At 37.6% G+C, this 23760-nt stretch carries 23 protein-coding genes and 2 other annotated features; all 23 genes read left to right on the top strand.

The features are described 5' to 3' along the window. The first annotated feature begins 118 nt into the window (after positions 1-118). The 23 genes from C794_RS00005 (at position 119) to rpoB (ending at position 23697) form a co-directional block, all read left to right on the top strand. Positions 119-817, top strand: a complete 699-nt coding sequence (locus C794_RS00005) for an MgtC/SapB family protein (protein WP_017795095.1) — start codon at positions 119-121, stop codon at positions 815-817. 201 nt (positions 818-1018) lie between these two features. Next, the gene (locus tag C794_RS00010) at positions 1019-1486 is read left to right on the top strand and encodes a CtsR family transcriptional regulator (RefSeq protein WP_017795096.1); all 468 of its coding nucleotides are present in this window, start codon (positions 1019-1021) and stop codon (positions 1484-1486) included. Positions 1487-1508: 22 nt separating this feature from the next. Then, complete coding sequence (locus C794_RS00015) at positions 1509-2066, top strand: protein-arginine kinase activator protein McsA (RefSeq protein WP_017795097.1); 558 nt, start codon at positions 1509-1511, stop codon at positions 2064-2066. Beyond that, on the top strand, positions 2063-3127 hold the full coding sequence (locus tag C794_RS00020) for a protein-arginine kinase McsB (RefSeq protein ID WP_017795098.1): 1065 nt from the start codon (positions 2063-2065) through the stop codon (positions 3125-3127). The genes C794_RS00015 and C794_RS00020 overlap by 4 nt, the downstream gene beginning before the upstream one ends. 160 nt (positions 3128-3287) lie before the next feature. Further along, positions 3288-5717 (top strand): ATP-dependent protease ATP-binding subunit ClpC, encoded by a 2430-nt coding sequence (gene clpC, locus C794_RS00025; RefSeq protein ID WP_017795099.1) that lies wholly within the window; start codon positions 3288-3290, stop codon positions 5715-5717. Between the two features lie 195 nt (positions 5718-5912). Beyond that, complete coding sequence (gene radA, locus C794_RS00030; protein ID WP_017795100.1) at positions 5913-7292, top strand: DNA repair protein RadA; 1380 nt, start codon at positions 5913-5915, stop codon at positions 7290-7292. Positions 7293-7374: 82 nt separating this feature from the next. Continuing rightward, a complete protein-coding gene (locus C794_RS00035) occupies positions 7375-8463 on the top strand; it encodes a PIN/TRAM domain-containing protein (RefSeq protein ID WP_026133668.1) in 1089 nt (362 codons plus the stop codon). A 122-nt stretch (positions 8464-8585) separates the two neighbouring features. Continuing rightward, positions 8586-10055 carry a glutamate--tRNA ligase gene (gene gltX, locus C794_RS00040; RefSeq protein ID WP_017795102.1) on the top strand — a complete coding sequence of 490 codons (1470 nt, stop codon included), beginning with the start codon at positions 8586-8588 and terminating at the stop codon, positions 10053-10055. A gap of 71 nt (positions 10056-10126) precedes the next feature. Next, positions 10127-10353 (top strand) — a binding site (T-box leader). 49 nt (positions 10354-10402) lie between these two features. Then, complete coding sequence (cysE, locus tag C794_RS00045) at positions 10403-11080, top strand: serine O-acetyltransferase (protein WP_017795103.1); 678 nt, start codon at positions 10403-10405, stop codon at positions 11078-11080. Beyond that, positions 11061-12467: a cysteine--tRNA ligase gene (gene cysS / locus C794_RS00050; RefSeq protein WP_017795104.1), complete on the top strand. Its 1407-nt coding sequence runs from the start codon at positions 11061-11063 to the stop codon at positions 12465-12467. The genes cysE and cysS overlap by 20 nt, the downstream gene beginning before the upstream one ends. Next, positions 12467-12883: a Mini-ribonuclease 3 gene (locus C794_RS00055; protein WP_017795105.1), complete on the top strand. Its 417-nt coding sequence runs from the start codon at positions 12467-12469 to the stop codon at positions 12881-12883. Before cysS ends, C794_RS00055 begins: the two co-directional genes overlap by 1 nt. Further along, positions 12873-13619: a 23S rRNA (guanosine(2251)-2'-O)-methyltransferase RlmB gene (gene rlmB / locus C794_RS00060; RefSeq protein WP_017795106.1), complete on the top strand. Its 747-nt coding sequence runs from the start codon at positions 12873-12875 to the stop codon at positions 13617-13619. The genes C794_RS00055 and rlmB overlap by 11 nt, the downstream gene beginning before the upstream one ends. After that, a complete protein-coding gene (locus C794_RS00065) occupies positions 13619-14128 on the top strand; it encodes an NYN domain-containing protein (RefSeq protein WP_017795107.1) in 510 nt (169 codons plus the stop codon). Before rlmB ends, C794_RS00065 begins: the two co-directional genes overlap by 1 nt. Before the next feature lie 138 nt (positions 14129-14266). Continuing rightward, positions 14267-14920: an RNA polymerase sporulation sigma factor SigH gene (sigH, locus tag C794_RS00070; RefSeq protein ID WP_017795108.1), complete on the top strand. Its 654-nt coding sequence runs from the start codon at positions 14267-14269 to the stop codon at positions 14918-14920. Positions 14921-15088: 168 nt separating this feature from the next. Then, on the top strand, positions 15089-15238 hold the full coding sequence (rpmG, locus tag C794_RS20235) for a 50S ribosomal protein L33 (RefSeq protein ID WP_083900503.1): 150 nt from the start codon (positions 15089-15091) through the stop codon (positions 15236-15238). A 172-nt stretch (positions 15239-15410) separates the two neighbouring features. Beyond that, positions 15411-15584, top strand: a complete 174-nt coding sequence (gene secE / locus C794_RS00075) for a preprotein translocase subunit SecE (RefSeq protein WP_017795109.1) — start codon at positions 15411-15413, stop codon at positions 15582-15584. Between the two features lie 164 nt (positions 15585-15748). Further along, positions 15749-16285 carry a transcription termination/antitermination protein NusG gene (gene nusG / locus C794_RS00080; protein WP_011064509.1) on the top strand — a complete coding sequence of 179 codons (537 nt, stop codon included), beginning with the start codon at positions 15749-15751 and terminating at the stop codon, positions 16283-16285. A 160-nt stretch (positions 16286-16445) separates the two neighbouring features. Continuing rightward, a complete protein-coding gene (rplK, locus tag C794_RS00085; protein WP_011064510.1) occupies positions 16446-16871 on the top strand; it encodes a 50S ribosomal protein L11 in 426 nt (141 codons plus the stop codon). A gap of 186 nt (positions 16872-17057) precedes the next feature. Continuing rightward, entirely contained in the window at positions 17058-17750 is a 693-nt protein-coding gene (gene rplA / locus C794_RS00090; protein ID WP_017795110.1) for a 50S ribosomal protein L1, read from the top strand. A gap of 47 nt (positions 17751-17797) precedes the next feature. Beyond that, positions 17798-17951 (top strand) — a sequence feature (ribosomal protein L10 leader region). Positions 17952-18036: 85 nt separating this feature from the next. Continuing rightward, complete coding sequence (rplJ, locus tag C794_RS00095; protein WP_017795111.1) at positions 18037-18537, top strand: 50S ribosomal protein L10; 501 nt, start codon at positions 18037-18039, stop codon at positions 18535-18537. A gap of 55 nt (positions 18538-18592) precedes the next feature. Next, positions 18593-18955 (top strand): 50S ribosomal protein L7/L12, encoded by a 363-nt coding sequence (rplL, locus tag C794_RS00100; RefSeq protein WP_017795112.1) that lies wholly within the window; start codon positions 18593-18595, stop codon positions 18953-18955. Between the two features lie 208 nt (positions 18956-19163). Further along, positions 19164-19769: a class I SAM-dependent methyltransferase gene (locus C794_RS00105; RefSeq protein WP_017795113.1), complete on the top strand. Its 606-nt coding sequence runs from the start codon at positions 19164-19166 to the stop codon at positions 19767-19769. Positions 19770-20157: 388 nt separating this feature from the next. Continuing rightward, positions 20158-23697, top strand: a complete 3540-nt coding sequence (gene rpoB / locus C794_RS00110) for a DNA-directed RNA polymerase subunit beta (RefSeq protein ID WP_017795114.1) — start codon at positions 20158-20160, stop codon at positions 23695-23697. Positions 23698-23760 lie beyond the last annotated feature (63 nt).

Genomic DNA, 23760 nt, shown 5'->3' on the forward strand with positions numbered 1-23760 from the left:
CGAAAAAAGAGTTAAGCAGATAGTGCTTAACTCTTTTTGTTATAAATTGATATTCATACGAAATAAACGCAAAGCATAATTATATACTTGGTTAACTAATAAGAGGGGAGGAATGTGTATGACTTCCTTATTGGAATATTTAATGGGAGAAGACTTTTTAATTATTGCTGGTAGATTATTCATAGCATTAATACTATCTGGTTTAATTGGTTTTGAACGAGAAATTAATAATCATTCTGCGGGCTTTCGTACACACATATTAGTAGGTGTTGGTTCTTGTCTCATGATGATACTATCGCTATTTGGATTTTTAAATTTTATGGAAATGTATGATAATGTTCAATTTGACCCCGCACGTATTCCTTCCTATGTTATTAGTGGAATTGGGTTTTTAGGGGCAGGTACCATTATTGTATACGGAGGAACGATACGGGGTCTTACTACAGCTGCATCTATATGGACTGTGGCAGGTATTGGCCTGGTTATCGGGGCAGGGATGTATAGTGTCGCAATTGTAGCAACACTTATTATCCTTGTTAGTTTAATCTTCCTAAATCAAATCGAAAATCTTTTCCCGAAATATAAGTCTAGCAACTTCTTGGAAATCATTGTATCTGATGGATTTCATCTATCCACAGCTGTAGAAGTAATTGAAAAAAATCATTTTACTGTTAAACGGGTTGAGATTCAAACTCTAGAAGGTGGACAAAGAAAAATACATGTTTGGACCAACCTAAGAAAAAATAAAGATTTGATGAATGTATTTGAGGAAATATCAAGTATGGACTCTGTTCAAAACATATCTAAATTAAATTAACCTTATAACGTAAGAGAATCTTAAAATAAAAAGGTCTCTTGCGATATAAGGTTTTTGTTTTGATTTTAGTATTTCTTGTCTAAAATAAGATATGTAATCTATTTGCAACTTTATTTATTTCGCGTATAATAAAAATATAGTCAAAGATAGTCAAAGTCAAAGAAATAAATTTTCATCTTAATAAGATATGAGGTGCAAATTATGAGCAATATATCTGACATAATTGAGCAGTATTTAAAGCAAGTATTACAGTCACAAGGGAAAGATGTTATTGAAATTAAGCGTAGTGAGATTGCTGATCAATTTCAATGTGTACCTTCTCAAATTAACTATGTAATCAATACAAGGTTTACAATAGAGAAAGGATATATTGTTGAGAGTAAACGTGGTGGCGGTGGATACATTCGGATTATGCGAATTCAGCATCAAAGTCAAGCTGTATTAATTGATGAGATTATCCAATTAATTGGTGATTCTATCCCACAACGATCAGCAATAGATATTTTGGAAAGGTTATTAGAAGAGGATCTAGTTACAGAACGAGAAGCTAAACTAATGCTTTCTGCAATAGATAGAACGACGCTTGCTTTTCAATTACCTATAAGAGATGAAATTCGTGCTCGTATTTTAATCTCTATGTTAACAACACTGAAGTATTTGAATAAATAATTCATGTAAGGGGGAATGGATTTTGGAATGCCAAGAATGTCATGAAAACCCAGCGACACTTCATTTTAAACATGTTATTAATGGAGAGGAACGAAAGTTAAGTCTTTGTGAGGCGTGTGCAAAGAAAAAAGGTTATGTTACTTTCCCTGAAGAAGGGTATTCCCTTCATGACCTACTAACTGGATTATTTAATGTAGAAACATTAAATATGAATTCAACAAGTAAGAATCAAATGAAACAGTTAAAAGAAATAAAATGCTCTTCATGTGGAATGACTTTTTCTGAGTTTAAAAAAATTGGAAAGTTCGGTTGTGCTAATTGTTATTCTTCATTTGCAAAAAAAGTTGAACCAATATTTCGCAGAGTTCATGCAGGAAACACAAAACATAATGGAAAAATTCCTAAACGAACAGGAATAAATCTACAAACTAGACGCCAGATCGAAATGTACAAACAAGAATTAAAAAACTTTATTGATAATGAAGAGTTTGAAAAAGCTGCTGAGTATAGAGATAAAATTAAGGAACTACAAGCAAAGGCTTCGAAGAAAGATGATTTGAAAGAGGGTGATGATCAATGACATTAGATAAATTTATTGATCAAGCAATTAGCCCTTGGATGCGTGAGGAAGGACCGGATAAAGATATCGTGATGAGTAGTCGAATTAGACTTGCTAGAAATTTTGCCGATCAAACGTATCCTATATTAGCTAATGAAGAAAAATTAGTGGAGATTCAAGAATTTATTCGAGATGAGTATGCAAATAAATCTTTTCAAACTTATAAAGATTTGCAGTATGTTCCTTTGACAGATTTATCACCAGTTGAAAAAAGTGTACTAGTGGAAAAACATCTAATAAGTCCACATTTAATAAAACATTCCGATTATGCTGGTACATTAATCTCGGAAAATGAGCAAGTGTCCATAATGGTTAATGAGGAAGATCATCTTCGCATACAAGTATATTATCCAGGTCTTCAATTAAAAACCGCTTTAGAGCAATCATTTGCATTAGATGATTGGTTAGAAGAAAAAGTCGATTATGCATTTGACGAGACAAAAGGGTACTTAACAAGTTGCCCGACGAATGTTGGAACAGGAATGAGAGCTTCCGTGATGATGCACTTACCTGCATTGGTGCTAACCAAACAGATTAATCGTCTAATACCTGCGATTAGTCAATTTGGTCTTGTGGTAAGAGGGATTTATGGAGAAGGAAGTGAGGCGCTTGGAAATATATTTCAAGTGTCAAACCAAATCACCTTAGGTAAATCCGAACAAGATATTGTAGATGATTTAGAGAGTGTTGTTCATCAACTAATTGAGCATGAACGAATGGCACGTAATCATATACTAGAAAGAACAGGAAAAAAATTAGAGGATCGTATTTTTCGTTCATACGGGACACTAGCATATAGCCGTATCATTGATTCTAAAGAAGCATCTAAATGTATTTCGGATGTTCGTCTAGGAATTGACTTAGGTTGGATAGACAATACTTCAGGGAACATTCTGAATGAATTAATGGTTCTTACACAGCCAGGCTTTTTACAACATTATGCGAATCGATCTCTCAGGCCGGATGAGCGTGATATTTTACGTGCGTCAGTTATTCGTGAGAGATTGAAGCTGGAAGAGTAACGTCCTTTCTTTACCTGTTTAATAAAATGTTTAGAGACATGGAATGCAAGGGAATAAGTTAGAAGGCTTTTGTTTCTTCGGATAAATACATTCAAATATATAGCCGATATTCGACCTACCGATATCGATTAAATCTCAGAATAATAGGAGGAAAATCCTTATGATGTTTGGACGCTTTACAGAAAGAGCACAGAAAGTACTTGCACTATCGCAGGAAGAAGCAGTACGTCTAGGCCATAATAACATTGGAACAGAACACATTTTGCTAGGGCTTGTACGCGAAGGAGAAGGAATCGCAGCAAAAGCTTTACAATCTCTAGGTTTAGAGGTTTCGAAAATTCAAGAAGAAGTAGAGAAATTAATCGGAGTGGGTAAACAACCTACGCAATCGATTCACTATACACCTCGTGCAAAAAAAGTAGTAGAACTTTCTCAAGATGAAGCACGAAAACTAGGGCATTCTTATGTAGGTACAGAGCACATCTTACTGGGCTTGATCAGAGAAGGAGAAGGTGTCGCTGCCAGAGTTCTTAATAATTTAGGTGTAAGTCTTAATAAAGCAAGACAACAAGTACTGCAATTATTAGGAAGTAATGAATCTCAAGCTGGTCGTCAAGGACGTTCAGGACAACAGTCAAATGCAAGCACACCGACGTTGGATTCATTAGCCAGAGATTTAACTGTAAGTGCAAAAGAAGGCAAAATTGACCCGGTAATTGGGCGTTCTAAAGAAATTGAACGAGTGATTCAAGTGCTTAGCCGTCGTACAAAAAACAATCCGGTATTGATTGGGGAACCTGGTGTAGGTAAAACAGCTGTAGCTGAAGGGCTTGCCCAGCAAATTATTGATAATGAAGTGCCAGAAACTTTACGTGATAAACGAGTAATGACATTAGATATGGGTACGGTTGTTGCTGGTACGAAATATCGCGGGGAATTTGAAGACCGCTTAAAGAAAGTAATGGAAGAAATTCGCCAAGCAGGTAATATTATTCTATTCATTGATGAGTTACACACACTTATTGGAGCTGGAGGAGCAGAAGGAGCTATTGATGCTTCGAATATCCTAAAACCATCTCTTGCACGTGGAGAATTACAATGTATTGGTGCAACGACGCTAGATGAGTATCGAAAATATATTGAAAAAGACGCCGCATTAGAACGACGTTTCCAACCAATTCAAGTAGACGAACCAACATTGGAAGAAACAATTCAAATTTTAAATGGCTTGCGTGATCGTTATGAAGCGCATCACCGCGTGACGATTACCGATGAAGCAATTGAAGCAGCAGCGTCATTATCAGACCGCTATATTACCGATCGTTTCTTGCCAGACAAAGCGATTGATTTAATCGACGAAGCCGGATCAAAAGTTCGATTACGTTCGTATACTGTTCCACCAAACTTAAAAGAGCTGGAGCAAAAACTAGATGAGGTACGTAAAGAAAAAGATGCTGCAGTACAAAGTCAGGAATTTGAAAAAGCTGCATCTTTACGAGACTCAGAGCAACGTTTCCGTGAAGAGTTAGAAACGACGAAAAATGAATGGAAAGAAAAACAAGGACAAACAGATTCAGAAGTTACCATGGAAGATATTGCTGCGGTTGTTTCTATATGGACGGGGGTACCCGTATCTAAATTAACAAAAGATGAAAGCGATCGTCTTCTTAACATGGAAGAAATCCTTCATGACCGTGTTATTGGGCAGTCTGAAGCTGTTAATGCAGTTGCTAAAGCGATACGACGTGCTCGTGCAGGATTAAAAGATCCAAAACGTCCAATAGGTTCATTTATATTCTTAGGACCAACTGGAGTAGGTAAAACAGAACTTGCTCGTGCGCTAGCAGAAGTAATGTTTGCAGATGAAGATGCAATGATCCGTATTGATATGTCAGAGTATATGGAAAGACATGCAACTTCACGATTGGTCGGTTCGCCGCCAGGATATGTTGGATATGATGAAGGTGGACAATTAACTGAGAAAGTTCGTCGTAAGCCTTACTCTGTGGTTCTATTAGACGAGGTGGAAAAAGCTCATCCAGAAGTATTTAATATTCTTTTACAAGTGCTTGAAGATGGTCGCCTAACCGATTCAAAAGGAAGAGTGGTTGATTTTCGTAATACAGTTATCATCATGACTTCCAATGTTGGGGCAAGTGAATTAAAAAGAAATAAATACGTTGGTTTCTCTTTAGATGATGAGGAGAAAGACTATAAAGATATGAAATCAAAAGTGATGGAAGAATTGAAGAAAGCTTTCCGTCCAGAGTTCCTAAACCGTATTGATGAAACTATTGTATTCCACTCTTTAGAAAAAGAACATATGAAGGATATTGTGACATTGATGGTAAAACAATTACAAAAACGATTAAAAGAACAAGACCTTCATTTATCATTAACGGATAAGGCAGTTGAAAAAATAGCTAATGAAGGCTTCGATCCAGAATACGGTGCTCGACCATTACGTCGATCCATTCAAAAAAATATCGAAGACTTGTTATCAGAGGAGCTATTAAAAGGAGCCATTGAAAAAGAACAACAGGTTAAAATTGGATTAAATAATAAAGGTGAATTTATTGTTTTACCATAGAAAAAGGTAATATGATGGAATAGAAATAAAGCTAGAGGACTTGATTCTTCTAGCTTTTATTTCCATTTAAGGGATTTTTATGTCAAAACGCCTGGTTGTGGCATAAATATGGAAGATGAATTTGTAAATTGATAGCTTTCTGTAACCTACTACATAAAAAAATAGGCTACAATAATAGAGAAGGGGTTAATAAATTTGGCAAAACGAAAAACAAAGTTTGTATGTCAGGAATGTGGATATGAATCAGCTAAATGGATGGGAAAATGTCCGGCTTGTCATCAATGGAATACCATGGTGGAGGAAATAGATCCAGCTTCGGTTAAAGGTCGGACAGGCTATGCTACTAGTACGACATCTGCAGGTGCAGGTAAGCCTGAAAAAATCACAGCGATTGAATCGAAGAAAGAACCTAGAATTACTACGAACATGAAAGAGTTCAACAGAGTGCTAGGTGGCGGAATTGTACTAGGTTCACTTGTTTTAATTGGAGGAGATCCGGGTATTGGTAAGTCAACCTTATTACTCCAAATATCCTCTCAATTAGCAGAAAAAGATATGTCAGTACTTTATGTTTCTGGAGAGGAATCAACTCGTCAAACAAAATTACGTGCAGATCGACTCGATATTGCAACAGATCAGTTGTATGTTTTATCAGAAACCAATTTATATGATATTAGTAAACAGGTAGAAGAAGTAAAACCGTCCTTTGTAGTAATCGATTCGATACAAACCATATTTAAAGAAGAAGTAACGAGTGCTCCAGGAAGTGTTTCTCAAGTACGTGAATGTACAATGGAGCTAATGAAAATAGCAAAATCAAATGGAATACCTATTTTTATTGTTGGTCATGTAACAAAAGAAGGTTCCATTGCTGGTCCTCGATTATTAGAACATATGGTAGATGCTGTTCTATATTTTGAAGGCGAGCGTCATCACACATATCGTATATTACGAGGAGTAAAGAACCGTTTTGGTAGTACGAATGAAATGGGAATATTTGAGATGAAAGAAGAGGGATTACGAGAAGTAATGAATCCGTCTGAGATATTTCTAGAAGAACGATCAGAAGGGGCAGCTGGGTCGACAGTTGTAGCATCGATGGAAGGAACGAGAACGGTATTGGTAGAAATTCAAGCATTAATTTCTCCCACTAGCTTTGGAAATCCTCGTCGTACTGCAACAGGAATAGACCATAATCGTGTACCGTTGTTAATGGCCGTTTTAGAAAAACGTGTCGGTTTGATGCTTCAAAATCAAGACGCATATATAAAAGTTGCTGGCGGCGTAAAGTTAGATGAGCCAGCTATTGATCTAGCATTAGCTGTAAGTATCGCTTCTAGCTTTCGAAATCAACCAACGAATCCGAATGATATTTTTGTAGGTGAAGTAGGTTTAACTGGTGAGATTAGAAGGGTTTCTCGAATTGAGCAACGTGTACAAGAAGCGGCGAAATTAGGTTTTAAACGCGTAATATGTCCAAAAAATAATTTGGATGGTTGGAATTATCCTAGTGGAATTGATGTCATTGGTGTATCAAGTGTACAAGAGGCTTTAGATATTGGATTACGTCATTAATATTTCTTTTTATTCTATGAAAAAACCTTATGGGATACTTTTCCAAATAATAGGCAATACTAGGGTTAGGAGGTGAGCGATGGTGCTTAAAAAGATAGTTCATTTATTCTTTATTATATTAGGTGGTACCGTCGGGTATTTATATATACCGGAAATTTTTAGTTTGTTAAACGTAACAGATCCTGCATGGTTGAATTCGCCGATATTAGGTATGATTATTGGTGCTATTATATTCTTCATACTCTCCTACTTATTGGTTGATTATATTGCAGGTTTCTTACGCTGGGTTGAGGATGCGCTTATTAAACTCCCAGCGATGGATTTATTTTTTGGAAGTATTGGTCTGATCGTAGGTTTAGTGATTGCGTATTTTATCAATATACCGCTTCAAGATACAGGAATTCATATCTTGTCACAGGTATTACCATTTTTCATTATGATTACCTTTGGATACTTAGGATTCCAAGTAGGCTTTCGAAGACGTGAAGAATTTGGCAATTTAATGCGGGCTAATAAAAAGGGACGTCGTATTCCAGAAGAAAATGCAGCACCGGCTGATAAACCAAAGGCGAAGATTTTAGATACAAGTGTAATTATTGATGGAAGAATTGCAGACATTTGTCAAACGAACTTTCTAGAAGGAACCATAGTCATTCCACAATTTGTTTTAGGAGAATTACAGCATATTGCTGATTCATCGGACACGTTAAAACGTAATCGTGGTCGTCGTGGATTGGATATCTTAAATCGTATTCAAAAGGAATTACCGATTAATGTGGAAATATATGAGGGAGACTTTGAGGATATCCAAGAGGTTGATAGTAAACTGATTAAATTAGCGAAAGTAATCAATGGTATTGTCGTGACGAACGATTTTAACTTGAATAAGGTTTGTGATTTTCAAGGAGTAAACGTTCTGAACATTAATGACCTAGCGAATGCGGTAAAACCAGTCGTATTACCTGGTGAAGAATTACATGTACAGGTTATTAAAGATGGGAAAGAGCAAAACCAAGGTGTTGCTTATTTAGATGATGGTACGATGATTGTCGTTGAAGAAGGCAGAGACTATATTGGAAAAAATATTGAAGTAGTTATTACGAGTGTTTTACAAACTTCTGCAGGTAGAATGATATTTGCAAAACCAAAATTACTTGAAAAAGCGCTCTAAAAAGGGTATAACTGATAAAGGACGAAGAAAAGTGATAACATGAAATATGTTATCACTTTTTCATATAGAACTTATTCGATGATAAGCGAATTCATATTTATTTCCTAAGGAGGCAACAAGTAATGAGTCAAGAAGTTCGCGTGCGTTATGCTCCAAGTCCAACCGGACATTTGCATATTGGGAATGCACGAACTGCATTATTTAATTATTTATATGCAAAGCATTTTGATGGAAAGTTTATTATCCGTACGGAAGATACAGATGATAAAAGAAATGTTGAAGGTGGCGAAGAAAGCCAATTAAAATACTTAAAATGGTTAGGGCTCCAGTGGGATGAAGGTGCTGATATCGGTGGAGAGTACGGCCCTTATCGTCAAACGGAACGCCTTGATATTTATCAAAGATACCTTGATGAATTATTTGCGAAGAATTTAGCTTATAAATGCTATATGACAGAAGATGAATTAGAAGCAGAACGTGAAGAGCAACGCCAAAATGGACAAGTTCCAAAATATTCTGGAGCTCATCGAGATTTAACACCAGAACAGATCGAACAATTTGAAGCAGAAGGTCGTCAACCAAGTATTCGTTTCCGAGTTCCAGAGAACACTACGTATACATTTAATGATCTAGTGCGCGGACCGATTACATTCGAGTCAAGTGATTTTGGTGACTGGGTTATCGTGAAGAAGAATGGAATTCCAACCTATAATTTTGCAGTAGCGATTGATGATCATTTAATGAAAATCAGTGATGTTTTGCGTGGGGAAGAACATATCTCGAATACTCCGAAGCAAATGATGATATTTGATGCATTTGGTTGGGAAGCTCCACGTTATGGACATATGACACTTATCCTTAATGAAGAGCGAAAGAAATTAAGTAAGCGTGATGAACATATTCTCCAATTTATTGAGCAATATCGTAATCTTGGCTATTTACCTGAAGCGATGTTTAATTTCATTAGCTTACTCGGATGGTCTCCGGTTGGGGAAGAAGAGATGTTCACACAAGCGCAACTGATTGAAATTTTTGATCCAGAACGTCTATCTACTTCTGCTGCAATCTTTGACCAACATAAACTGAAATGGATGAATAACGAGTACATTAAAGCAGCGGATCTTGATAGAGTTATTGATCTTGCATTGCCGCATTTAATAAAAGCAGGAAAACTGCCAGAGGAAATGGATGAAGAAACTCGTCAATGGGCAGAAAATGTGATCTCGCTTTATCGTGAACAGTTACGTTATGGTGCGGAGATTGTTGAACTTACAGAACTATTTTTCCAAAAAGAACTTTCTTATGATGAAGCAGCATGGGAAGTGCTTAATGGGGAACAAGTTCCGGAAGTGCTACAAGTTTTTACGGATAAGTTGATTCACTTGGAATCGTTTGATAAAGACTCTATAAAAGCTCAATTTAAAGCAACACAGAAAGAAACTGGTCATCGTGGTAAAAAATTATTCATGCCAATTCGTGTTGCGACAACTGGTCAAATGCATGGCCCTGAACTGCCATTTGCGATTGAGTTACTAGGTAGAGACATTATTCTTGATCGATTGGATAAACTATTGAAAGAAATGGGAGCATAAGGATTCACATTTAGGCGAATTTGTAATATATTAAGCATATAGAAACCCGATAAATATGAGCTATTAAAATAGATAAAACGTAGAAGAGGGAAAGTAAGATTAATTTGTTTACACAGAGAGAACCACGTTTGCTGAAAGTGGCTTTAAGCAATTAATCTGAAGTGCTCCTCGGAGTCTGTGATGGAAAATGTAGAGTACATCACAGCGGGAACTCTGCCGTTATAGGAGTCAAGTTGAGAGAAGTAATGGTATAACCCTTCTCTAAACAGAGTGGAACCGCGCGAGAGGCGTCTCTGTGTATATCATACACAGAGACGCTTTTTTAATGCAGGAAGGAGGTTTTCCGTTTGGGTATTTTTAAAATGATGAAAGAGGATATGGATGTTGTATTTGAGCAGGACCCAGCTGCTAGAACGTATGTTGAAGTAATGCTTACGTATTCGGGATTACATGCTGTATGGTCACATCGTGTTGCCCATTGGTTTTATAATAAGCGATTATTGTTTATTGCACGTGTGATTTCACAATTAAGTCGGTTTTTCACTGGAATCGAAATCCATCCTGGAGCAAAAATAGGCCGTCGATTATTTATTGATCATGGGATGGGAGTTGTCATCGGAGAAACATGTGAGATAGGCAATAATGTTACCATTTTTCAAGGAGTAACCCTTGGTGGTACCGGTAAAGAAAAAGGTAAACGCCATCCGACTCTAAAGGATAATGCGCTGATTGCAACTGGCGCCAAAGTACTTGGTGCGATTACGATTGGTGAAAATTCAAAAGTCGGTGGCGGATCAGTCGTGCTCAAGGATGTCCCAGATAATTCCACGGTTGTAGGTGTTCCTGGGCAAGTAGTCGTACAAGATGGAAAAAGAGTACGAAGAGACCTCGATCATCATAAAATACCAGATCCTGTCTCTGATAAGTGTGAAAATTTACAGACACAAATAGACGAGTTAACAGCGGAAATTGCTTCGTTGAAAGAGGAAAGGAGAACTTTAGAAAATGACCATTCAAATATATAATACGTTAACAAGACAAAAAGAAACGTTTAAACCAATGGAAGAGGGAAAGGTAAAAATGTATGTATGCGGCCCAACCGTGTATAACTACATCCATATTGGTAATGCAAGACCCGCGATTGTGTTTGATACCGTTCGACGATATTTAGAATATAGAGGATTTGATGTAGATTATGTATTAAACTTCACGGATGTTGATGATAAAATCATTAAAACGGCAAAAGAAGTCGGTGAAGAAGTTCCCGCACTTGCGGATAGATTTGTAAATGCGTATTTAGAAGACGTTGGAGCACTTGGAGTAAAAAAAGCTACAAAAAACCCGAGAGTAATGGATACGATGGATGATATTATTGCTTTCATTTCAGCCTTAATTGATAAAGGCTATGCGTATGAAGCGGATGGAGACGTGTATTTTAAACCAAGATCCTTTGACTCTTATGGCAAATTATCTCATCAATCAATTGATGAATTACGTTCTGGAGCACGCATTCAAGTAGGAGAGAAGAAAGAAGATCCACTTGATTTTGCATTATGGAAGAAGGCAAAAGACGATGAAATTGCTTGGAAATCTCCTTGGGGGGAAGGAAGACCGGGTTGGCATATTGAATGCTCGGCAATGGTAAAGAAACACTTAGGGGATACGATTGATATTCATGCTGGTGGGCAGGATTTAACCTTCCCACATCATGAAAATGAAATAGCGCAATCGGAAGCAATGAACGGGAAGCCTTTTGCAAACTATTGGATGCATAATGGGTATATTAATATTGATAATGAGAAAATGTCGAAGTCACTCGGTAACTTTGTACTTTCAAGAGACTTAATCCAAGCGCATGATCCAAGAGTGTTACGCTTCTTTATGTTATCTGTTCATTATCGTAATCCAATTAACTTTACAGAAGAACTACTTGAGAGTGCAAAAACGAGCTTAGAACGGATTCAAACAGCTTATCATAATCTGTCTCATCGACGCGATTCAAGCTTAAATCTAACTAACAATGATGCTAAGTGGCTGCAAATGGTAGAAGCTGCAATGAGTAATTTTGAACAAGATATGGACGATGATTTCAATACAGCTAATGCAATTTCTGTTTTATTTGATTTATCGAAAGAAGCGAATGTTTATCTTCAAGAACATCAAACTTCTACTAAAGTTATAGATGCTTTTCAAGATGCGATTGCACAGATTCTAACAGTATTGGGAATTAATATTTTAGAAGATGAAGAAATATTACTTGATGAAACAATTGAAGCGTTAATTGAAGAAAGAAATGAAGCCCGTAAAAACCGCAATTTCAGTAGAGCAGATGAGATTCGTGATATGCTCAAAGAAAAAAGTATAGTACTCGAAGATACTCCACAAGGTGTTCGTTGGAAAAGAGGTAAGTAATGAAACAAAGTGATGTGAAGCAGCTAAAAAGCCTTGCCCTTGCTTATATAGGTGATTCTATTTATGAATTATATATTCGAGAATATCTTTTAGAACATGGTACGGTAAATCCTAATAAGTTACATCAGTCTGCAACATCGTATGTCGCGGGAAAAACTCAGGCAATGGTCATTTTACGTTGGTTGGAAGTTGACGGATTTCTTACCGAAGAAGAACAAAAAGTTGTTTCTCGGGGAAGGAATGCTAAATCGGGTTCGGTACCAAAAAATATAAGTGTCCAAACGTATCGGTATAGTACCGCGTTTGAGGCACTAATTGGGTATCATTATATGTTGAAGAACCAAGGTCGATTAGAAGAACTTATTCAAAAAGCAATTCAATACGTGGAAGAAAGGAGAGATAACCATGGACAATGAAGTCATTATGGGAAGGAACCCAGTTATAGAAGCTTTGAAGTCTGGGCGATCAGTGAATAAAGTAATGGTTACAGAGCAAATACAAGGTTCCACATTTCAAAAAATTAATCAATTAGCAAGAGAGGCTGGAACAATTGTACAAAAGGTGCCACGTTCAAAATTAGATCAGATGGAATTGGGGAATCATCAAGGAGTGATAGCATATGTAGCTTCTTATACGTACGCCACATTAGACGATTTATTTAATCGGGCAAATGAACGTGGAGAGGACCCCTTCTTTATCTTATTAGATGAATTAGAAGACCCCCATAACTTAGGTTCGATATTACGAAGCGCAGATGCAACAGGTGTCCATGGTGTTATTATTCCTAAACGACGTTCTGTTGGATTAACCGCAACTGTAGCAAAAACAGCAGCAGGAGCAATAGAACATATTCCAGTTGTGCGTGTAACCAATATGTCTAACACCATTGATGAATTAAAAGAACGACATGTTTGGATTGTTGGAACTGAAGCGGAAGCAGATGAAGACTATCGAAAATTAGATGGATCGTTACCTATTGGTATCGTTATTGGTAACGAAGGTAAAGGTATGAGTCGTCTCGTTCGAAAAAAATGTGACTGGACAGTGGGCTTGCCGATGGTCGGACAAGTATCTTCACTCAATGCGTCGGTAGCTTGTGGGCTTTTACTTTATGAAGTCTATCGTAAACGTTATTCTCTCGGGGATCAGTAATGAAAGAAGTCTTGATTGTCGATGGATATAACGTAATTGGTGCTTGGGGAGAATTACAACGGCTTAAGGAAAAAGATATTGGTCAGGCAAGAGATCGACTCATTGAAGTGTTAGCGGAATATCAAGCTTTTACTGGAAAGCATGTGATTCTCGTTTTCGATGCTTATTATGTACGTGGTGTAGAGAATAAACAACAAAAATTTAACATTGAGATTATTTATACGAAAGAAAAAGAAACGGCAGACGAATGTATCGAAAAATTGGTTAAAGAAGTGAAAAACATCCAAACTCAAGTCTATGTAGCGACCTCGGATTACGCAGAACAACGGACTATTTTTGGACAAGGTGCACTTCGTAAATCTGCTCGAGAGTTACTTATAGAAGTGCAAGATATGGATAGAGAGATTCATATTAGTTTAGAAGTCCATCGAAAAACAAAACCACAAGCAAAAATAAAAATTGATAAAGAAATCATGGAAAAGTTCGAACAAATGCGAAGAGGGGAATAGTAGCTCGTACGTCTCATCAAAATCATACAATTCGACAAATTATGACTTTTTTGGAGTTTAGGTCAAGTTGACGGTATTAAAACGCTTCCTGTATAATATTTCCTATACTTATAGAAGCGGAATTGCAGGAGGCGATCTTTGGTGAATATCGGGCAAATAGACACGACCAACAAGGGATTAGAACAGCTTGATGATACTGATTTGCTAAAATTCATTCGTCAAGGGAATAGTCATGCGCTAGACCTCCTTATACAACGATACATTAGTTTTGTACGAGGAAAAGCACGGACATATTTTTTGGTGGGTGCTGATAAAGAGGACATTATTCAAGAGGGGATGATTGGTCTTTATAAAGCAATACGTGATTATGATGTGGACAAGCTCTCCTCTTTTAAAGCATTTGCAGAATTATGTGTAACAAGACAAATTATTACGGCAATAAAAACAGCAACCCGTCAAAAACATATTCCATTAAATTCATACGTTTCTTTGGACAAGCCAATTTATGATGAAGAATCAGACAGAACTTTGCTAGACATAATAGGTGGATCCATCGATGTCGATCCACAAGAATTATTGATTAGTCAAGAAGATTATGGAACGTTGGAACACAAATTATCGAAATTATTAAGCGACTTAGAAAAGAAAGTATTGCAATTATATTTAGATGGACGCACATATCAAGAGATATCAGAGCATTTAAACCGTCATGTGAAGTCGATTGATAATGCGCTCCAGCGAGTAAAACGAAAACTAGAGCAACTGATGGAATCGAATGGAGTTTCATTGTAAATTATAAAAAAACTTATCGACAGAAAACGACAATAAGAATCTGAAAATTATGGGAAAATTTTACTGTTTCTTGTAATAGAAGTGATAGATTGTTGTGATGCCGTTGACATAATTCGTGCTAGGTGCTACAGTAATATAGTCTATAATCCCTTCGTAAGGGGTGGAATAATGAGTACAAAAATCACATTGGCATGTGCTGTATGTTCAAGCAGGAATTATTCGACAAAGAAAAATGTATCCAATCAATCTACAAGATTAGAAGTAAAAAAGTATTGCAAAACATGCGGGAAACATACATTACATCGCGAGACGAAATAAAAGAATGCAATTTAACATTATGCGCCATAACTGTCTGCAAGATTCGCTCGCGAGAGAGGGAATTATCAGACGGTCAAACTGTTTTATTTAGGTAAGATCAGTGGGGTGATAAATCCCGGTGGATAAAGTTTTGTTTTTATATAGAATCGTGTGGGTTCGGGGGGTACAAAGAATGTTTAAGTTTTTAAGAAATGTATCTAGAGAGATGAAAAAGGTAAGTTGGCCAAAAGGAAAGGAACTTAGAAATTACACTGTGGTCGTTATTTCTACAGTAATTTTCATGGCTGTATTCTTTTTTGTCGTAGATTTAGGGATTTCTCAAATTTTAAATGCATTTTTTGAATAATTAAGCTATAATAAGGTATACTGTACTAAGCGCATATATATTTAAACTAAAAACCCGGCATTTGCGGGTTTTTTAATGTTGGAAGAAAACTCTTAAAATAGTGTTGGTGTGTTTCATATAATGAATTGCAAGGGAGGGAAGGACAACATATTGTCCTAATGAAGATGGAGAAAAATTGGTATGTCGTTCATACTTACTCAGGGTATGAAAACAAAGTAAAAATGAATCTAGAAAAACGTGTTGAATCAATGGGGATGGAAGATAAGATCTTTCGAGTAATTGTCCCAGAAGATGAAGAGGCTGAGATCAAAAACGGCAAGAAGAAAATGGTGAAGAAAAAGTCATTCCCCGGATATGTGTTAACCGAGATGGTGATGACAGATGATTCATGGTATGTCGTTCGTAATACACCAGGTGTAACTGGATTCGTAGGTTCTAGTGGACATGGTGCAAAACCAACTCCACTAATGCCTGGCGAGATTGATGTAGTACTAAAACGTATGGGTGTATCTGAACCAACGGTACAAGTAGATTTTGAGATAAAAGAAAATGTCCGCGTTACAGATGGACCGTTCACGGACTTCACAGGGTCTATCGAACATATAGATACGGACAAGCAAAAAATTAAGGTGCATGTAAATATGTTTGGTAGAGAAACTCCAGTAGAACTAGACTTTTCACAAGTAGAAAAATTATCATAAATTCTCCATCACTAAAAGCTTGCATTTTTTCGAAATACATGCTAAAATTCTTTTGTTATTCATGTGCCCCGAGTTGGTGCAGATGGTAAATTTGAGTGGGAGGGTTTACCAAATCTTATAACCCTATTACCACATCACGGACTTTAAGGAGGTGTGTCTCGTGGCTAAAAAAGTAATTAAATTAGTTAAATTGCAAATCCCAGCTGGTAAAGCTAACCCAGCGCCGCCGGTAGGACCAGCACTAGGTCAAGCAGGTGTTAATATTATGGGATTCTGTAAAGAATTCAACGCTCGAACACAAGATCAAGCGGGTATGATTATTCCTGTTGAAATTACGGTATTCGAGGACCGTTCATTTACATTTATTACTAAGACTCCACCGGCAGCAGTACTATTGAAAAAAGCAGCTGGAATCGAGTCTGGTTCTGGTGAGCCAAACAAAAACAAGGTCGCTTCTGTTAAACGCGATCAAGTTAAAGAAATCGCTGAAACGAAAATGCCTGATTTAAACGCAGCTGACGTTGATGCGGCAATGCGTATGGTAGAAGGAACTGCACGCAGTATGGGAATCACGATTGAAGACTAATCGATTCCGCTATTCAATCAATAAGATTTGATTGAAGTTTACAATAAGAGGTTGCGGCTGGATGACATCCGCAGCCTTATTCGTGAGATGCTAACACGGTGTTTGTGTTAGTGTGCTTGATAAAAGCCTTGTGCTTTTATAAGTGGGAGGTACAACCGTTATAACCACAATAGAGGAGGAAATAAAATGGCAAAAATCGGTAAGAAGCATCAAGAAGCATTAAAGCTTGTTGATCGCTCTAAATCATATGAAATTAAAGAAGCTGTTGAATTAGCTAAAAAAGCAGCTAAAGCAAATTTTGATGAAACTGTAGAAGCGGCTTTCCGTCTTGGCGTAGATCCTAAGAAAGCAGACCAACAAATCCGCGGTGCTATGGTGTTACCACACGGCACTGGGAAAACACAACGTGTATTGGTATTTGCTAAAGGTGAAAAAGCGAAGGAAGCAGAAGCTGCTGGCGCAGATTATGTAGGTGAAGCAGACTACATTAACAAAATCAACCAAGGTTGGTTTGAATTTGATGTAATCGTAGCTACACCTGATATGATGGCTGAAGTAGGGAAACTTGGTCGTGTGCTTGGACCAAAAGGTTTAATGCCAAACCCTAAAACTGGTACAGTAACATTCGAAGTTGAGAAAGCTGTTAACGATATTAAAGCTGGTAAAGTAGAATATCGAGTAGACAAGTCAGCAAACATTCACGTACCGATCGGAAAAATTTCTTTTGATGATCAAAAATTAGTGGATAACTTCGTTGCATTAACAGAACAATTAGTAAAAGTGAAACCTCAATCTTCTAAAGGTATTTACATGAAGAACGTTTCTATCACTTCTACTATGGGACCTGGAATTAAAGTAGATGTTTCTAACTACCGTTAATTGGTAGTTGACTTTTGTCGTAACGTTCGATATACTAATTCAGGTAATAAAAAGAATACGTTATACCGTAGACAGCGGGGGCTTTATAGCTTAATTATCCTGCCGAGGTGTTTATGATGAAGATAGTTTCGCGTTATTAAAGCATTGCTATCTGCCATATATAAGCTCTCATGTCTGCATGAGAGCTTTTTACATGTCTAACTCTAACGTAAAGATTTTACGTTCTGTACGAATATGTAAAGCACAAACGAACGGTGTAATGAGGAACTTTATAGGAGGTGGAACAATGTCAGGTATCATTGAGAAAAAGAAACAAGTGGTTGAAGAAATCGCTGAAAAATTCCGTGCTAGCCAAACAGCTGTAGTTGTTGACTATCGTGGTCTTGACGTAGCAGAAGTTACTGCATTACGTAAAGAGCTTCGTGAAGCTGGTATCGATTTTAAAGTTTACAAAAATACAATGACTCGTCGTGCGGTTGAAGCTGTGAAACTTACAGACTTAAACGATACGTTAACTGGACCTACAGCTATCGCGTTTAGTAACGAAGATGTAGTAGCACCAGCACGTATCTTGAATAACTTCAAGAAAGAGCATGAGGCATTGGAAATCAAAGGTGGCGTAATTGAAGGACAAGTCGCTACACTTGATCAAATCACAGAACTTGCAAACCTTCCGAACTACGAAGGTATGGTTTCTATGTTGCTTAGCGTACTTCAAGCTCCAGTTCGTAACTTCGCTTATGTTACAAAAGCTGTTGCTGAGCAAAAAGAAGAACAAGGTGCGTAACACACCAATCGGTTTACAAATAAAAATTAATTACAATTAATAGGAGGATTCAATCATGACTAAAGAAGAAATGATTAGCGCAATTAAAGAAATGTCTGTATTAGAACTTAACGACTTAGTAAAAGCTATTGAAGAAGAATTTGGAGTAACTGCTGCTGCACCGGTTGCTGCTGCAGGAGCTGCTGGCGGAGCTGCTGAAGAAGAAAAAACTGAATTTGACGTTGTTCTTAACAGTGCTGGTGCATCTAAGATCAAAGTTGTTAAAGCAGTACGTGAAATCACTGGTCTTGGCTTAAAAGATGCTAAAGACCTAGTAGATAACGCTCCTAAAGCAATCAAAGAAGGCGTTTCTAAAGAAGAAGCTGAAGAAGTTCAAGGTAAACTTGAAGAAGCTGGAGCTACTGTAGAAGTTAAATAAGGAAAGCTAAATAAAGAGGGAGCTCGCCGTTTTTTGGCGGGCTCTTTATCACGAAACCTCCGTTATAAAGGAGTAGTAATAGAAGTAAACCACCGTTATAGAAGAAAAAGCACATGCTAGTCAGCTAGGATATTTTTCGATTAATCGGTGGTTTGTTTTTTAGATATAGAATCTCCAACAAACATTTCATAGTAAAGTAGGTGCCTATATGTCAGAGCATTACTTTTCCAATAATCCTCAGTCGAAAACTTCACCAAGAACGTGGATGTATGAATTGCGAGGTCGAACCTTTCGTTTCACAAGTGATATAGGTGTCTTTTCAAAGAATGATATAGATTTTGGTTCTCGTTTGCTTATCGAACAATTTCAAGAGCCTCAAATTAATGGAGATATACTTGATGTAGGTTGTGGATATGGGCCAATCGGGCTATCATTAGCAGCGGAATTCAATGAGCGTGAAGTTTCAATGATTGACGTCAATGAACGAGCGGTAGAATTAGCGAAAAAGAACGCGAGCGCAAATAATGTAACGAATGTAACTATACAAACAAGCGATTTATACAGTGCCATTGATGATGAATCTCGTTTTGCTGCGGTGGTTACAAATCCGCCGATTCGTGCGGGAAAAAAGGTAGTGCATCAGATTTTTGAGGGTGCGAAGGAATTATTGCTTCCTAATGGAGAGTTATGGGTGGTTATACAGAAAAAGCAAGGTGCCCCGTCTGCCAAAGACAAGCTAGATGATTTGTTTGGTAATGTAGAGATAGTGAAAAAAGATAAAGGTTATTTTATTTTAAAAGCGCAAAGCGTTTGACCATCGCTTTCGGGTATGCTAAGATAGGAAGATGGTAGAATGAGGATACTCTTGTCAAGGGGTATATTCATTAAAAGAAAATGTATATTTTAATCATTACAGGTAAAACTGATAGAATCGGAAAAAATACTGACCGGTTCATTGTTTTCTATAGTTTACCAAATTTTTAGCAATCTGTACAATCAGATTATGATTGTATAAGAATTATTGCTGAATGAGACCATCTGCATATCGTATGATTCATTTTGATAGCCAGATGATTACTTGTTAGATGTTGTTAGTTTCAAAGAACATAACTGATTAATAGTATCAGTAAGTTCTTTTAAATATGATTCACATTTTTATAGTTAAAATACTATTTAAATGTAAGATTTAAGGGGTGAAGCAGTTGACAGGTCAACTAGTTCAGTATGGACGGCACCGCCAACGCAGGAGCTATGCGCGTATCAGTGAGGTGTTGGAATTACCAAACCTAATCGAAATCCAAACCGCTTCTTACGATTGGTTCTTGGAAGAAGGTTTACGAGAAATGTTTCAGGATATTTCTCCAATCGAAGACTTTACAGGAAATCTATCGCTTGAATTTGTTGATTATAGTTTAGGTGATCCAAAGTACCCTGTAGATGAAGCGAAGGAAAGAGACGTAACGTACAATGCTCCGCTTCGCGTGAAGGTTCGTTTAATTAATAATGAAACCGGTGAAGTAAAGGAACAAGAAGTATTTATGGGTGATTTCCCTCTTATGACAGAAACGGGAACATTCATTATTAATGGTGCGGAACGAGTAATCGTATCGCAACTTGTACGTTCTCCGAGCGTATACTATAACGAGAAAATCGACAAGAACGGAAAACGAGGCATTGCTGCAACAGTAATTCCAAACCGCGGAGCGTGGTTGGAATTTGAAACAGATGCAAAAGATATCGCGTATGTTCGTATTGATCGTACTCGTAAGTTACCGATCACTGTGCTCTTACGTGCATTAGGATTTGGTACAGATCAAGAAATCACAGATTTGCTTGGTGAAAACGAATATTTACGTAATACACTAGAAAAAGACAATACAGAGAATGCTGAAAAAGCTCTATTAGAAATCTATGAGCGTTTACGCCCTGGTGAACCACCTACTGTAGAAAACGCAAAGAGCTTGTTAGTATCTCGTTTCTTCGATCCAAAGCGTTATGACTTAGCGCATGTTGGACGTTATAAAATGAATAAAAAACTTCACATGAAGAATCGTTTGTTTAATCAAATCTTAGCTGAACCAATTGTTGATCCAGAAACTGGTGAAGTAATAGCAGAAAAGGGAGATAAGTTAGAACGAAAATTATTAGATAAAATCCTCCCTTACTTAGAGCGTGCGGAAGATCGTTTTGGGGAATCTGTTCTATCCCCTCATGAAGGTGTGTTAGAAGACGAAATCACGATTCAATCTGTTAAGATTGTTGACCCGACAGATCCTAATGGAGAAAGAGAACTTACTGTGATAGGTAATGGCGGAGTTACTAATGATGTTAAAAACATTACTCCGGCTGACATCTTATCTTCCATTAGCTATTTCTTCAACTTGCTTCATGAAGTTGGAGGAACGGATGATATTGACCACTTAGGTAATCGTCGCTTGCGTTCTGTTGGAGAATTATTACAAAATCAATTCCGTATCGGATTGTCTCGTATGGAACGTGTGGTTCGCGAAAGAATGTCTATCCAAGATACTTCAAGCGTTACACCACAACAACTAATCAATATCCGACCGGTTATTGCATCAATTAAAGAATTCTTCGGTAGCTCACAGCTATCTCAATTTATGGATCAAACAAATCCACTAGGTGAGCTAACGCATAAACGTCGTCTATCTGCCCTAGGACCAGGTGGTCTTACACGTGAGCGTGCAGGCTTTGAAGTTCGAGACGTACACTATTCCCACTATGGACGTATGTGTCCGATCGAAACTCCGGAGGGTCCGAATATCGGGTTGATAAACTCGTTATCTAGTTATGCGAAAGTGAATAAATTTGGTTTTATTGAGTCTCCTTATCGTCGAGTAGACCCTGAAACTGGTAAAGTAACAAATAAAATTGATTACCTGACGGCGGATGAACAGGACAACTATATTGTTGCCCAAGCAAACTCTCCGTTAGATGAGGATAGTCGTTTCCAAAACGAAGAAGTAATTGCGCGTTTCCAAGAAGACAACATCGTAGTTTCACGCGATAAGATTGATTACATGGACGTATCACCGAAACAGGTTGTTTCTGCTGCGACAGCATGTATTCCATTCTTGGAAAATGATGACTCGAACCGTGCACTAATGGGTGCAAACATGCAACGTCAAGCAGTTCCATTGATGAAGCCACAAGCTCCAATCGTAGGAACTGGTATGGAGTATGTAAACGGAAAAGATTCAGGTGCTGCAGTTATTTGTCGTCATGACGGTGTGATTGAACGCGTTGAGGCAAAAGAAGTTTACGTTCGTCGTATTTCTGTTGTTGATGGTAAAGAAGTTGAAGGCGACTTAGATCGTTATGGATTACAAAAATATAAACGTTCTAACCAAGGAACGTGTTATAATCAGCGTCCGATTGTAAGTCAAGGAGATCGTGTAACAAAAGGCGAAGTTCTTGCAGATGGACCTTCTATGGAAGACGGTGAACTTGCACTAGGTCAAAACGTTTTAGTTGGTTTCATGACTTGGGAAGGTTATAACTATGAGGATGCTATCATCATGAGTGAGCGTCTTGTGAAAGATGATGTATATACATCCATTCATATTGAAGAATTTGAATCGGAAGCTCGTGACACAAAATTAGGGCCAGAAGAAATTACAAGAGATATTCCAAACGTTGGTGAAGATGCACTGAAAAATCTTGATGAGCATGGTATTATTCGTGTTGGTGCGGAAGTAACAGACGGAGATATCCTTGTAGGTAAGGTAACACCAAAAGGAGTAACAGAGCTTTCTGCAGAAGAACGCCTATTACACGCCATTTTTGGTGAAAAAGCTCGTGAAGTACGTGACACATCTCTACGTGTACCACACGGCGGTGGCGGTATTGTTCTTGACGTGAAGATATTCAACCGTGAAGACGGTGACGAGTTACCACCAGGTGTAAATCAACTCGTACGCGCTTATATCGTACAAAAACGTAAAATCCATGAAGGAGATAAAATGGCAGGTCGTCACGGTAACAAAGGGGTTATCTCCAAAATATTACCGGAAGAAGATATGCCATATCTACCAGATGGAACACCGATCGACATTATGTTAAACCCATTAGGTGTACCTTCTCGTATGAATATCGGACAGGTGTTTGAGCTTCATTTGGGAATGGCTGCAAGACAGCTAGGTATACATGTGGCCAGCCCAGTATTTGATGGTGCACGTGAGGAAGATGTTTGGGAAACTCTTGAAGAAGCAGGCATGCCTCGTGATGCAAAATCTGTCTTATACGACGGAAGAACTGGTGAAGCATTTGATAACCGTGTATCCGTAGGTGTTATGTATATGATTAAACTTGCACACATGGTTGATGATAAGCTGCACGCTCGTTCAACTGGACCATACTCACTTGTTACACAACAACCACTCGGTGGTAAAGCGCAGTTTGGTGGACAGCGTTTTGGTGAGATGGAGGTATGGGCACTCGAAGCATATGGAGCTGCTTATACACTACAAGAAATCCTTACCGTTAAATCGGATGACACAGTTGGTCGTGTGAAGACATACGAAGCAATTGTTAAGGGTGATAATGTTCCAGAACCTGGCGTCCCAGAATCCTTTAAAGTATTAATTAAAGAGCTTCAAAGTCTTGGAATGGATGTTAAAATGCTTTCCAGCAGTGAAGACGAAATTGATATGCGCGAATTAGAGGAAGAAGAAGTTCAGGCAGCAACAAAGCTAAACATTGATGTCGAAGAAAGTGAATAAAACAATTAGCACAGAAGGTTTTAGGGTGACAATCCGAGAACCTTTCTGTTGCTTTCTATAAAT

This window comes from Oceanobacillus kimchii X50 (assembly GCF_000340475.1).
In the GTDB taxonomy this organism is placed as follows: domain Bacteria; phylum Bacillota; class Bacilli; order Bacillales; family Amphibacillaceae; genus Oceanobacillus; species Oceanobacillus kimchii.